This is a genomic window from Nocardioides ultimimeridianus (assembly GCF_054777895.1).
In genome coordinates, this window is record NZ_BAAHAB010000023.1 from 134,843 (window position 1) to 147,770 (window position 12,928).

General features: G+C 73.0%; 12 protein-coding genes. All 12 read left to right on the forward strand.

Features of this window, described 5'->3' with window-relative positions:
- Nucleotides 1-2: 2 nt before the first annotated feature.
- Entirely contained in the window at nucleotides 3-1,337 is a 1,335-nt protein-coding gene (allB, locus tag ACYU8V_RS21250; protein ID WP_460850233.1) for an allantoinase AllB, read from the forward strand.
- Entirely contained in the window at nucleotides 1,334-2,566 is a 1,233-nt protein-coding gene (locus ACYU8V_RS21255; protein ID WP_460850234.1) for a pyridoxal-phosphate-dependent aminotransferase family protein, read from the forward strand. The genes allB and ACYU8V_RS21255 overlap by 4 nt, the downstream gene beginning before the upstream one ends.
- A complete protein-coding gene (locus ACYU8V_RS21260) occupies nucleotides 2,563-3,807 on the forward strand; it encodes an allantoate amidohydrolase (protein WP_460850235.1) in 1,245 nt (414 codons plus the stop codon). The genes ACYU8V_RS21255 and ACYU8V_RS21260 overlap by 4 nt, the downstream gene beginning before the upstream one ends.
- Nucleotides 3,798-4,601: a MurR/RpiR family transcriptional regulator gene (locus ACYU8V_RS21265; protein WP_460850236.1), complete on the forward strand. Its 804-nt coding sequence runs from the start codon at nucleotides 3,798-3,800 to the stop codon at nucleotides 4,599-4,601. Before ACYU8V_RS21260 ends, ACYU8V_RS21265 begins: the two co-directional genes overlap by 10 nt.
- A 2-nt stretch (nucleotides 4,602-4,603) precedes the next feature.
- Nucleotides 4,604-5,353 (forward strand): FAD binding domain-containing protein, encoded by a 750-nt coding sequence (locus ACYU8V_RS21270; RefSeq protein WP_460850237.1) that lies wholly within the window; start codon nucleotides 4,604-4,606, stop codon nucleotides 5,351-5,353.
- The gene (locus ACYU8V_RS21275) at nucleotides 5,350-8,004 is read left to right on the forward strand and encodes a molybdopterin-dependent oxidoreductase (RefSeq protein WP_460850238.1); all 2,655 of its coding nucleotides are present in this window, start codon (nucleotides 5,350-5,352) and stop codon (nucleotides 8,002-8,004) included. Before ACYU8V_RS21270 ends, ACYU8V_RS21275 begins: the two co-directional genes overlap by 4 nt.
- On the forward strand, nucleotides 7,997-8,464 hold the full coding sequence (locus tag ACYU8V_RS21280) for a nucleoside deaminase (RefSeq protein WP_460850239.1): 468 nt from the start codon (nucleotides 7,997-7,999) through the stop codon (nucleotides 8,462-8,464). The genes ACYU8V_RS21275 and ACYU8V_RS21280 overlap by 8 nt, the downstream gene beginning before the upstream one ends.
- A 167-nt stretch (nucleotides 8,465-8,631) precedes the next feature.
- Nucleotides 8,632-9,705: an ABC transporter substrate-binding protein gene (locus tag ACYU8V_RS21285; RefSeq protein ID WP_460850240.1), complete on the forward strand. Its 1,074-nt coding sequence runs from the start codon at nucleotides 8,632-8,634 to the stop codon at nucleotides 9,703-9,705.
- Nucleotides 9,698-10,564: an ABC transporter ATP-binding protein gene (locus ACYU8V_RS21290; RefSeq protein ID WP_460850241.1), complete on the forward strand. Its 867-nt coding sequence runs from the start codon at nucleotides 9,698-9,700 to the stop codon at nucleotides 10,562-10,564. Before ACYU8V_RS21285 ends, ACYU8V_RS21290 begins: the two co-directional genes overlap by 8 nt.
- On the forward strand, nucleotides 10,551-11,351 hold the full coding sequence (locus tag ACYU8V_RS21295; RefSeq protein ID WP_460850242.1) for an ABC transporter permease: 801 nt from the start codon (nucleotides 10,551-10,553) through the stop codon (nucleotides 11,349-11,351). Before ACYU8V_RS21290 ends, ACYU8V_RS21295 begins: the two co-directional genes overlap by 14 nt.
- The gene (locus ACYU8V_RS21300) at nucleotides 11,351-12,169 is read left to right on the forward strand and encodes an ABC transporter permease (protein WP_460850243.1); all 819 of its coding nucleotides are present in this window, start codon (nucleotides 11,351-11,353) and stop codon (nucleotides 12,167-12,169) included. Before ACYU8V_RS21295 ends, ACYU8V_RS21300 begins: the two co-directional genes overlap by 1 nt.
- Nucleotides 12,166-12,912, forward strand: a complete 747-nt coding sequence (locus ACYU8V_RS21305; RefSeq protein WP_460850244.1) for a GntR family transcriptional regulator — start codon at nucleotides 12,166-12,168, stop codon at nucleotides 12,910-12,912. Before ACYU8V_RS21300 ends, ACYU8V_RS21305 begins: the two co-directional genes overlap by 4 nt.
- Nucleotides 12,913-12,928: the final 16 nt, after the last annotated feature.

Sequence of the window (12,928 nt, forward strand, 5' to 3'; positions counted from 1 at the left end):
CGATGCGCATCGACGCCGTCCGTGCCCGCCAGGTCCTGGTCGGCGACCAGTTCGTCCCGGCGACGGTGACCGTCCGTCGCGGGGTGGTCGAGTCCGTCGAGCCGTTCGAGCACGAGGTCGACGGCATGGTGCTCAGCGTCGCGGACACGGCGTACCTCCTGCCGGGGGTGGTCGACACGCACGTGCACATCAACGAGCCCGGGCGGACCGAGTGGGAGGGCTTCGTCAGCGCCACCGAGGCGGCCGCGCTCGGCGGCGCGACCACGTTGGTCGACATGCCGCTCAACTCCATCCCCCCGACCACCACGGTGGAGCACCTGGCGACCAAGCAGCGCGCCGCGGACGGCGAGCTGATGGTCGACGTCGGCTTCTGGGGCGGCGCGGTGCCCGACAACCTGCACGAGCTCGAGCCGCTCTGGGAGGCCGGGGTCTTCGGCTTCAAGTGCTTCCTGGCCCCCTCGGGCGTCGAGGAGTTCCCCCAGCTGGACCGCGGCCAGTTCCTGCGCTCGTTGACGGAGATCGCACGCTTCGGCGGACGGATGATCGTGCACGCCGAGGACGCACGGGTCCTCGAGGAGGCACCGAAGCCGCCGAGCCGGGCGTACGCCGACTTCCTGCACTCCCGTCCCGACGAGGCCGAGCTCGAGGCCATCCAGCTCGTGCTCGACGGCGCGCGCGAGACGGGCGCGCGGGTGCACATCCTGCACCTGTCGAGCGCGCGGGCCCTGGACCGCATCCAGGCGGCGCGCGACGAGGGCCTGCCGGTCACGGTCGAGACCTGCCCGCACTACCTCTGCTTCGCCGCCGAGACGATCCCCGACGCGAGCCCGCAGTTCAAGTGCTGCCCGCCGATCCGCGACGCGGGCAACCGCGAGGAGCTGTGGTCGGCACTGCGCGCCGGCATCATCGACACGATCGTCAGCGACCACTCCCCCGCCACCGCGGAGGAGAAGGCGCGGGGCGGCGGCGACCTGCAGCAGGCGTGGGGCGGCGTGTCGGGGCTCCAGGTGGGCTTCAGCGCCCTGGCCCACGAGACCCGCCGGCGCGGCGTACCGCTCGCCTCGCTGAGCCGGTGGATGTCGCGCAACACCGCCGACCTGGTCGGCCTCACGCAGAAGGGCCGGATCGAGGTCGGCGCCGACGCCGACTTCGCCGTGTACGACACGGCCGTCGACTTCCGCATCGAGGCGACCCGGCTCAAGCACCGCAACCCGATCTCGGCGTACGACGGCCAGCGGTACGGCGGGCGCGTGACCCGCTCGGTGGTGCGCGGCAACGCGATCGACGTCGACCGGCCGGACCACCGGTGGGGCCAGCAGCTCAGGAGGAACCCATGACATCGCCCGGGAGCGTGCCCGGACCGATCAGCCCGCCCGCGCGGCTGCTGATGGGTCCTGGTCCGATCAGCGCCGACCCGCGGGTGCTCGCCGCGCTCGGGGCGCCGCTGGTGGGGCAGTTCGACCCGTTCATGACCGCGACGATGGACGAGACGAGCGGGCTGCTGCGCACGGTCTTCTCGACCGCGAACCGCTGGACGCTCGTCGTCGACGGGACCGCACGCGCGGGCATCGAGGCGGCGCTGGTCTCCCTCATCACGCCGGGCGACACCGTCCTCGTCCCGATCTTCGGCCGGTTCGGCCACCTGCTCGTCGAGATCGCGCAGCGCTGCGGCGCGCAGGTCGAGACCATCGAGGTGCCCTGGGGCCAGGTGTTCGACCCCGAGCAGATCCGGGACGCCGTCGTCCGGGTGCGGCCCCGGGTGCTCGCCATGGTGCACGGCGACACCTCGACCACGATGCTCCAGCCGCTCGACGACATCGGTGCCGTCTGCCGCGAGCACGACGTGCTGCTCTACGTCGACGTGACCGCGTCGCTGGGCGGCAACACCTTCCTCAGTGACGACTGGGGGGTCGACGTCGCCACGGCCGGGCTGCAGAAGTGCCTCGGCGGTCCGTCGGGCTCCGCGCCGATCACCATCTCGCCGCGCGCCGCCGAGGTGATCGGCGCGCGCCGGCACGTCGAGGCCGGCATCCGCTCCGACGACGACCGCGACAGCGGCGTGGCGATCGCGTCGAACTACCTCGACCTCGCGCAGATCATCGACTACTGGGGCCCGCGCCGCCTCAACCACCACACCGAGGCGACCTCGATGCTGTACGCCGTCCGCGAGTGCGCCCGGCTCCTCGCCCTGGAGACGATGCCCGCGGCCGTGGCACGGCACGAGCTGCACGGGCGCGCGATGCTCGCCGGCGTACGGGGCCTGGGGCTGTCGGTGTACGGCGACGTCGCCCACAAGATGAACAACGTCGTCGCCGTCGACATCCCCGACGGCGTCGACGGCGACGCGGTCCGCGCCCTGATGCTCGACTGCTACGCCATCGAGATCGGCACCGCCTTCGGGCCGATGGCCGGGCGGCAGTGGCGGATCGGCACGATGGGCTACAACGCCCGCAAGGACGCCGTGCTGGTCACGCTCGCCGCGCTCGAGCAGGCGCTGCGCACGGTCGGCGTCGCGGTGCCGGCCGGCGGCGGCGTACAGGCGGCCACGGAGGTGTACGCCGGATGACCGACCCGACCGATGCCGCGACCGTGCTGCTGCGGTGCAGCGAGCTCGACCGCTTCTCCGCGCGCCCCCACCACCTGGAGCGCTCCTACCTGACGCGGGAGCACGCGATGGCCAACGCCGCCACGGCCGACTGGATGGGCCAGGCGGGCCTGCGGACCTGGGTCGACGCGGCCGGGAACCAGTGGGGACGGCGCGAGGGCGACGGCCGGTCCGAGCGCGCCCTCGTCCTGGGCTCGCACCTGGACACCGTCCCCGATGCGGGCTCCTACGACGGGATGCTCGGCGTGATGATGGCGATCACGGTCGCCGAGCGCCTCCGCGACACCCCGCTGCCCTTCGCGCTGGAGGTCGTCGGCTTCTCCGACGAGGAGGGCACCCGCTTCGGCAAGGCATTGCTCGGCTCTCAGGCCGTCGCCGGCACCTGGGACGAGGACTGGTGGGACCTGCGAGACCGGGACGGGACGACCCTGCGCCAGGCCTTCACCGACTTCGGGCTCGACCCGCGCGCGGTCGGCGACGCCGCGCGCAGCCGCGACTCGGTCGTCGCCTACCTGGAGGCGCACATCGAGCAGGGCCCCTACCTCGAGGCGGCCGACCGGTCGCTGGGCTTCGTCACCACCATCGCCGGCGCGCGCAGGTTCCGGCTGACGGTGGTCGGCGAGGCCCGGCATGCGGGAGGTACGCCGTACGAACGCCGCAAGGACGCCCTCGTGGGCGCCTCGGCCGCCATCGTGCGGATCGAGGAGATGGCCCGCGCCTCGGACTGCATCGCGACCGTCGGGCGGATCGAGGCCCGGCCCGGCGCCGTCAACGTGATCCCCGGGCGCGTGGACTTCTCGCTGGACCTGCGGGCCGCCACCGATGCCGAGCGGGACGCCATGTGGGAGCGGATGCTCGACGAGGTGGGGGCGCTGTGCGAGCGCCGTGGGCTGCGGCTGAGCACCACCGAGACCCACCGGGCGCCGGCCGCGCCGTGCGCGCCGTGGCTGCAGGAGGCCGTCGTCGCAGGCATCGTCGCCACGGGCGACCCGGACCCGATGGGCCTGTGGAGCCGCGCCGGGCACGACGCGATGGCGATCGCTGCGATCGCCGACATCGGCATGCTCTTCCTGCGCTGCCACGACGGGATCAGCCACCACCCCGGCGAGGACGTCCGCGCGATCGACGTGGCGCGTGGGCTGGACGCCCTCGAGACGGCCGTGCTCGCCGTCGCGGCACAGGTGAGGTCGGCATGCGCATAGACGAGCGGATCGCCCGCCAGCACGACGAGCTCTCCCCGCAGGAGCGGCGGGCCGCCGAGACCCTGCTCGAGCACCTCGACGAGCTCGGCACCTACCGCGCCGCGGAGCTGGCCGCGATGGCCGGGGTCTCCAAGGCGACGATGTCGCGGCTGTTCCGCTCGCTGGGCTTCACCGACTTCGACCAGGTCCGCGAGCACCTGCGCGGGCTGCGTGCGGGCGAGCCGCGAGCCACCGACGGCGTACCGGACCTCGCCGAGCACGTGGAGCGCGAGAGCGCCGCGATCAGGCGCGCGGTGGGTGGGGCCCAGGTGCAGGAGGCGGCCGCGCTGCTGGCCGGCGCGGGCCGCGTCCTCGTGGCCGGGTGGCGCAACTCCTACCCGGTGGCCCTGCACCTGCGCGAGCAGCTGATCCAGGCCCGCGGGGGCGTGACCCTGGCGCCGGCGCCCGGGCAGGTCCTCGGCGAGGAGCTGGCCGACCTGGGCCCGGGCGACGTGGTCGTCGCCGTCGGGTTCCGCCGCCGGCCGCACGGCTTCGCCACCTTCGTCGCCGGAGCGGCGGCCACGGGCGCCGACGTGGTGCTGATCAGCGATCCCACCGGGGTCGCCCACCTGCCCCACGCGCGGGTCTGGCTCGAGTGCGGTCTCACCTCCGGCCTGGCCTACGACTCCTACGCCGCCGCGATGAGCCTGGTCAGCGTGCTCGCCGACGGGGTCCTGATGCGGCTCGGCAGCGCGGGCAACGAGCGGATCGCCTCGATCACCGCGACGTACGCCGCACTGGGTGAGATCGAGTAGCCGTGGACCTCGTGGACGTGCGGAGCTGGCGAGCGGCCGCGGACCGTGCCGACCTCGCCCTGGCCGTGGGCGAGCGGGTCGTCGGCGGCGGGACCTGGCTGTTCTCGGAGCCGCAGCCGGGCACGACGGGCCTGGTCGACCTCACCTCGCTGGGGTGGCCGGCGTGGGAGCATGCCCCGGACGGCGGCCTGCGGATCGCGGGCACGGCGACCATCCGGCAGGTGCAGCAGGCGCCGTGGGGCGCCCTGGCCGAGCTCGTACGTCGCTGCTGCGACGGGCTGGTGATGTCGTTCAAGGTCCAGCACGCCGCGACCGTCGGCGGCAACCTCGCGCTGGGGCTGCCGGCCGGGGCGATGATCTCGCTGCTCTCCGCACTCGACGGCCGGGCGCTGATCTGGACGCCGGACGGCGAGCGGGTCGAGCAGGTCGCCGACCTCGTCGTGGGCGACGGCCGCACCACGCTCGTCGCCGGCGAGGTGATCCGTGCGATCGACGTACCGCCCGAGGCGCTGCGGCGCACCTACGTGCACCGCCGGATCGCGCTGACCGAGCACGGTCGCTCGTCGGTGGTGGTCATCGGCCGCAGCGGCGACCGCCGCCTCACCGTCACGGCCGCGACGCCGCGCCCGTCCCACGTCAGCGCGCCCGCCGACCTGGACGACCTCGTGTGGTTCGACGACGCGCACGGTGCCCCCGACTGGCGCGAGTCCCAGGCCCGGCGGCTCGCCGCCGAGATCTGGGCGGCGCTGTGAGGGTCGACGGGCGGGCGGTGACCGCGACGCCGGAGCCCGGGCAGTGCCTGCGCACCCACCTGCGGGCGGCCGGCGCGTTGGCGGTGAAGAAGGGCTGCGACTCCGGGGACTGCGGCGCGTGCACGGTCCTGCTCGACGGCACGCCCGTGCACGCGTGCATCACCCCCGCCGTCCGCGCGGTCGGCCACGACGTGACGACCGCCGCCGGGCTCGCCGCCGCAGGGAGGGACGGCGCCGGCGACGGCGCCGGCGGTGCCGACGCGCTGGCCCCGGTGCAGCGCGTGTTCCGCGACGCGGCGGGCTACCAGTGCGGCTTCTGCACCCCCGGGTGGGTGGTGACCGCGTCGGCACTGGCCGGGACGGAGGCCTCCCTCGAGGGCGCGGCCGAGCAGGCGTTCAAGGGCAACCTGTGCCGGTGCACCGGCTACCGCTCGATCCGCGACGCGCTCGCCGGGCGGTGCAACACGACGGAGGCCGGCGGGTTCGGCGAGTCGGTGCGCGCACCTGCCGCCGATCGCATCGTGACGGGCCGCGAGCCCTACACGCTCGACCTCCCCGAGGCGGGGGTGCTGCACATGAAGCTGCTGCGCGCCCCGGTCGCCCACGCCCGGATCGTCTCCATCGACACCTCGCGGGCCGAGTCCGTCCCCGGCGTACGCCTCGTGCTGACGCACCGCGACTCTCCTCCCGTGCACTACTCGAGCGGGCGGCACGAGGTGCTCGAGGACGACCCCTTCGACAGCGTGCTGCTCGACGACGTCGTGCGCTTCCACGGCCAGCGGGTGGCCGCGGTCGTGGCCGACACGGTGGCCGCGGCCGACCGGGCCGTCCGCCTGATCGAGGTCGTGTACGACGCCCTGCCGGCCGTCTTCGACCCCGAGGACGCCCGGCGGCCGGGCGCGCCCCTGCTGCACGGCGACAAGGACGCGGCCGGCAGCGGGATCGCCGACCCGCTGCGCAACGTGGTGGCCCACACCAGCGGCGAGGTGGGGACCGTCGACGCCGCCCTGGCGGCGAGCGCCCACACGGTGTCCGGCACCTGGCAGACCGCACGGGTCACCCACGTGAGCCTCGAGACCCACGGAGCACGCGGCTGGCTCGACGACGACGGTCGCCTCGTCATCCGCACCAGCACCCAGGTGCCGTTCCTGGTGCGCGACGAGCTCGCCCGCATCCTCGATCTCCCCCGGGACCGGGTCCGGGTGCTCGCGGCGCGCGTCGGCGGCGGCTTCGGCGGCAAGCAGGAGATGCTCGTCGAGGACCTGGTCGCGGTGGCGGTCCTGCGGCTCGGGCTGCCGGTGCAGCTCGAGCTGACTCGGGAGGAGCAGATCACCGCGGTCCCCCTGCGGCACCCGTTCCGCGTCGGCGTACGTCTCGGGGCGGATGCGGACGGCGTGCTCACGGCGATGGACGTCGACGTCCTCTCCGACACCGGCGCCTACGGCAACCACGCGGCCGGTGTGCTGTTCCACGGCTGCCACGAGTCGGTGGCCGTCTACCGGTGTGCGAACAAGCGGGTGCGCGGCGACGCCGTCTACACCAACAACCCGCCCAGCGGCGCCTTCCGCGGCTACGGCCTGGGTCAGGTGATGTTCGCGATCGAGGGCGCCCTCGACGAGCTGGCCCGCAAGGTCGGGATCAGCGGCTTCGAGATCCGGCGGCGCAACGTGGTCCGCCCGGGCGACCCCTTCGTGGTCAACGGCCCCGCCGACGACGACCTCGACTACGGCTCCTACGGCCTCGACCAGTGCCTGGACCTGGTCGAGACGCGGCTGCGCTCGGCGCCCACCGCCGACCCGGCCGAGGGGTGGGCCGACGGGTGGCGCATCGGGGAGGGCATGGCCGTCGCCATGATCGCGACCATCCCTCCGCGCGGCCACCGCGCCACCGCCTCGGCGCACCGCGAGCCCGACGGCACCGTCACCGTGCGCGTCGGCACGGCGGAGTTCGGCAACGGTACGGCGACCGCGCTCGCCCAGATCGCGGCCGCCGAGCTCGGCACCACCACCGACCGGATCCGCCTGGTCACGTCCGACACCGACGCCACCGAGCACGACACGGGCGCCTACGGGTCGACCGGGACCGTCGTCGCCGGCGTCGCGGTGGCGCAGGTGGCGGCACGGCTCGCGGCCGACCCCGCGCTCGACCGCGCCGAGACCGACCTCAACGCCCTGCGCCGCTCGGTGGCCTTCAACGTGCACGGCTTCCGCGTCGCGGTCCACCCCGCGTCCGGCGCGGTGCGGATCCTGCACTCGGTGCAGGCCGCGGACGCCGGCGTGCCCATCAACCCCGAGCAGCTGCGCGGCCAGATCGAGGGCGGGGTGGCGCAGGGCATCGGCAGCGCACTGCTCGAGGAGGTCCGCGTCGTGCGCGGCGTGGTCACCACCCGCACGCTGCGCTCCTACCGCGTCCCGCAGATCGGCGACATCCCGCCGACCGAGGTCCTGTTCGCCGACACCCACGACGCCCTCGGGGTGCGCGGCGCGAAGTCGATGAGCGAGGCGTCGTACAACCCCGTGGCGCCGGCGCTGGCCAACGCGATCCGCGACGCCCTCGGCGTACGACCGCACGAGCTGCCGATGACCCGCGACCGGGTCTGGCGCCTGGCCCACGGGGCCGCACCCACCCCCGAGGAGGACCCCGATGAGTGACCAGACCTGGCTGAGCGCCGCCATCGACCTGGCCACGGCCAACGTGGCCGCCGGGGGCGGTCCCTTCGGAGCTGTGGTGGTGCGTGGTGAGGAGCTCGTGGCCACCGGGACCAACCAGGTCACGCGCGACCTCGACCCGTCCGCCCACGCCGAGGTCGTCGCGATCCGCGCCGCGGCCCGGGCGATCGGCGACTTCTCGCTGCGCGGGCTCACCCTCTACGCGTCCTGCGAGCCGTGCCCGATGTGCCTGGCGACCTCGCTCTGGGCGCGCCTGGACCGGGTCGTGTACGCCGCCGACCGCGAGGACGCCGCTCGGGGCGGGTTCGACGACCGGGCCTTCCACGACCTGTTCTCAGGCGCCTCGACCGCGTGGCCGACCGAGGTCGTGGGGGTCCGGACCCCCGACGCGTTCACGCCCTTCACCGCCTGGCTCGGCGACCCGGCCCGCACGGAGTACTGAGCCCGTCGTACCCGGCGCTGCAACGAACGTTCCAGCGAATTGACCGGACCGGCACACCCGTAACACCAGCGGAACGCGGCGGCACGGAAGGCGAAACCCGGCCTGCCTACGTTCGGGGCACCGAGAAAACGCCGGGTCCGGCCCGGCCCCTCACGACAGGACAGCCCATGAAGCTTCGTTCGCGTGGAGTGCTCGCAGCCGGCGCGCTGCTCGCCCTCTCCACCGCCCTCACCGCCTGTGGTTCCAGCTCCACCCCGGCGGCGCCCGCCGGCGGATCCTCTGCTGCGGCTGCCTTCGGCAGCGTCTCGGCGCAGTTCTCGTGGATCAAGAACTCCGAGTTCGCCGGCGAATACATCGCCGACGACTCCGGCTACTACGCCGACGCCGGCTTCAGCAAGGTCACCATGCTCGCCGGCCCCGTCAACCAGGAGCAGATCGTCGCCAGCGGCAAGGCCCAGTTCGGCATGAGCAATGCGGTGTCGACCGCCTCCGCGATCGTCAACTCCGGCTTCCCGTTGAAGATCGTCGGGGCGACGTACCAGAAGAACCCGTTCTCGATCCTGTCGCTCAAGGACAAGGGCGACATCGCCACACCCCAGGACCTCTGCGGCAAGAAGATCGGCGTCCAGGACCCCAACCTCAGCCTGTTCAACGCCTTCCTCAAGGCCAACAACATCGACCCGAGCTGCCTGACGATCGTGCCGAACAGCTTCGACATCTCCCCGCTCGAGGACGGTGACATCGACGGGCTCGTCGCCTACGTGACCAACGAGTCCCTCCTGGTCGCGGCCGACGGCTACGACACCGTCAACCTCCCCTTCGCCGACAACAACCTGCCCTTCGTCGCGGAGACCATCATCACCACCGACGACATGATCAAGAGCCACCCCGACGAGGTCGAGGCGTTCCTCAAGGCCGAGGTCCAGGGCTGGAAGGCGGCCTGCGACGGCCAGGCCGGCTACACCAAGGGCGCACAGCTCGCGGTCGACAAGTACGGCGTCGACAACGACCCGAAGCTCGTCCTGAAGAAGGAGATCGAGCAGTCCAAGGCCCAGTGCGAGGACCTCGTCAACACCGACGAGACCGCGAAGAACGGGATCTTCACGATCAGCCCGGAGATGATCCAGGCCAACCTGGCGTCCCTGGCGACCGCGAAGATCGACATCACGGCCGACCAGCTGTTCGACACCTCGTTCATCGACAAGGTGTACGCCGACAACCCGGACCTGCTGAGTGACTGACGCAGCACGCCGGCTCACGGCAGATCCCTCCGCGCCCGGCGCGGAGGGATCTGCCGGCACGGGCATCCGGATCAAGGACCTGAACAAGACCTTCGCCAGCGGCCGCCGCCAGGTGGTCGCCCTGCAGGACGCGACGCTGTTCACCGACAAGGGAAGCTTCCTGTCCCTGCTGGGCCCCTCGGGCTGCGGCAAGTCGACGATCCTGCGCATCCTGGCCGGCCTGGAGGAGGCCACGAGCGGATCGGCGCTGGTCGAGGGCAGGACCCCGAGCGAGCTGCGCCGCGACCACGAGCTCGGGATCGCCTTCCAGGACTCGGCGCTGCTGCCGTGGCGCTCGGTCGAGTCCAACATCCGGCTCCCGTTCCAGGTGGCGGGCACCAAGCCCGACGAGGCGCTGATCAAGGAGCTCATCGTCCTGGTGGGACTCACCGGCTTCGAGAAGGCCAAGCCGGCGCAGCTCTCGGGCGGCATGCGGCAGCGGGTCTCGATCGCCCGCTCCTTGGTGGTGAAGCCGTCGGTCCTGCTGCTCGACGAGCCGTTCGGGGCCTTGGACGACATGACGCGGCAGCGGCTCAACCTCGAGCTGCTCCGCATCTGGACCGAGAAGCCCGCGACCACCCTGATGGTCACGCACGGCATCTCCGAGGCGATCTTCCTCTCCGACCAGGTCGCGGTGATGAGCCCGCGGCCCGGACGGATCAAGGAGGTCATCGAGGTGGACCTGCCCCGCCCGCGCACGCCGGAGATGCTGCGCACCCCGGAGTTCCACGCGCTGCACGACCGCGCCTCCGAGCTGCTCTTCGGCTCGGGCGGCGCGGCCGCCGACCCCGAGGGCCAGGGCAGCGATGCGGCTCGGTGAGGAGCGGCTCCGCGCGATCGCGGTGAGCACGGCCGGCATCGCCGCCACCCTCGCCGTGTGGTGGATCGCCGCGGCGACCGTGCTCTCCCGACACCACCTGCCCACGCCCTGGGCGGTGCTGCGCGAGTTCCACCACCAGGGCCTCGGCTACTACCGCGAGGTCTTCTCGGTCACCCTGAAGGAGGCCGGCCAGGGCTACCTGTACGGCGTCGCCATCGCCGTCGCGCTGGCCGTCCTGGTGCTGCTGCTGCCGTTCCTGGAGCCGCTGATCATGCAGTTCGCGGTCATCACCTACTGCCTGCCGATCATCGTGCTCGCCCCGCTGCTGGTGATCGTCAACCCGCTCACCGGCCAGGACGCCGGCGCGACCTCGCGGACCGCGATCGACCTGGCGGCGCTGTCGGTCGTGTTCACGACCGTCGTGGGCGCCGTGCTCGGCCTGCGGTCCGCCGACAACGCCAGCCTCGACGTGGTGAGCGTGTACGGCGGCGGCCGCTGGCAGCAGCTCACCCGGGTGCGGCTGGTCTCCTCGCTGCCCGCCCTGTTCACCACGCTCCAGGTGGCCGCCCCGGCGGCCTTCCTGGGGGCGCTGCTCGGCGAGTGGTTCGACCGCGGGCTCCAGGTGGGTGTCGGGCCGTCCCTCTACCTGACCCAGAACAACCGGGCCACCGAGCAGGCGTGGACGCTGGGGCTGGGCTGCGCGATCGTCTGCGGCGTCGCGTACGCCGCGCTCGGGCTGGTCGGCCGGCTCGTCGCTCCCTGGGCGAAGGGGGCGAGCCAGCCGTGATGCTCAGCTATGTGCGGTCGGTCGTGCGGCCGCTGTTCAACCTGGTCTTCGTCCTCGCCGTGCTGGCCCTGGCCTGGTCGCTGCTGCTGCAGCGCGCCGACGTGGCCGAGTTCCTCGTGCGCACGCCCAGCCAGGTCCTCTCGCTGCTCCTGCACGACCGCCAGATCAACGACAACACCTACACCAAGCACCACGTCTGGAGCATCCTGCTCCCGCCGCTGCTCATCACGCTCCGCGACGCGGGCATCGGCTTCGTCGCCGGCCTGCTCGCCGCGACCCTGCTCGCCACCGGCACCTACGTCTCGCGCGGCATCGCGGCCGCCACGATGCCGACGGCGATGCTGGTCCGCACCGTGCCGCTGGTCGCGCTGGCGCCGGTCATCACGCTGATCTTCGGCAACGGGTTCGCCACCGTCGCGGTGATGAGCGGGATCGTGGTGCTCTTCCCCGCGCTGATCAACATCTCCTTCGGTCTGCGCTCGATCTCGGAGCAGATGCGGGACGTGGTCACCGTGTACGGCGGGAGCCGCTGGGACCTCCTGCGCCGGGTGGGCTACCCCTCCGCGCTCCCCTCGATCTTCGCCGCCGTGCGCATCTCGGTGCCCGGTGCCCTCACCGGCGCGCTGATCGCGGAGACCTACACCGGCGACGACTCGGTCGGGAAGGTGGCCAACCAGGCGATCGCCGCCAACAACACCGACCTGATCTGGAGCCTGCTCGTGGTCGTCACCGTGGCGTCGATCCTGCTGTACGTCGTCGCGCAGCTCGCCGAGCGGCTGGTCCTCACCCGGTTCGGCATGGACACCACGACCTCATGAACACCCCGGCGGAGGGCGGTCGCGGACCGGGCGTCGGCTCCCGGCGCCGCTCGGTCTTCACCGCGCGACTGGTGGCCTCGACGTCCGGCGGCGAGCAGCCGCAGGTCGTCGAGGACCTCCGTCGCGCCATCCTCTCCGGGGACGAGCCGCCGGGCACGCTGATCCCGATCGAGGCGGTCGCGCACTTCTTCGGGGTCTCGCAGATCCCGGTGCGCGAGGCGCTCAAGGTCCTCACCGGGGAGGGCCTCGTGGACCACACCCACCACAAGGGCTACAGCGTGGCCAAGCTGACCTTCGCGGAGTTCCGCGAGCTGTACGACGTACGCGAGGCGCTGGAGGCCGCGGCGCTGCGCGAGGCCGTGCGGCACGCCTCCCCCGCCGACGACGAACGGGTGCGCACGTCCCACGCCCGCCTCGGCCGGGCGGTGGCCGAGTCCGACGACCGCGCCTACCACGCGGAGTCGCGGCACTTCCACCGCGCGCTCATCGCGCCGGCGCGCATGGAGCGGCTGGTGCACATGTACGAGGCCGCCTGGAACATCACCGAGCCGGCGCGCCCGATGACCCGCCTGCACCGGGGCCAGCACCGGGTGCTGCACGACGACCACGACCGCATGCTCACCGCGTTCATCGCCCGCGACGCCGCCAGTCTCGTCGCGGAGTCCGCCGCGCACTACGCCGCGCTGCGCTCGGCGATCGAGGCGCTCCGCGACGATCCGGAGCTGTTCCGCGGACCGTCCTGAGCATGCTCGAAAGACC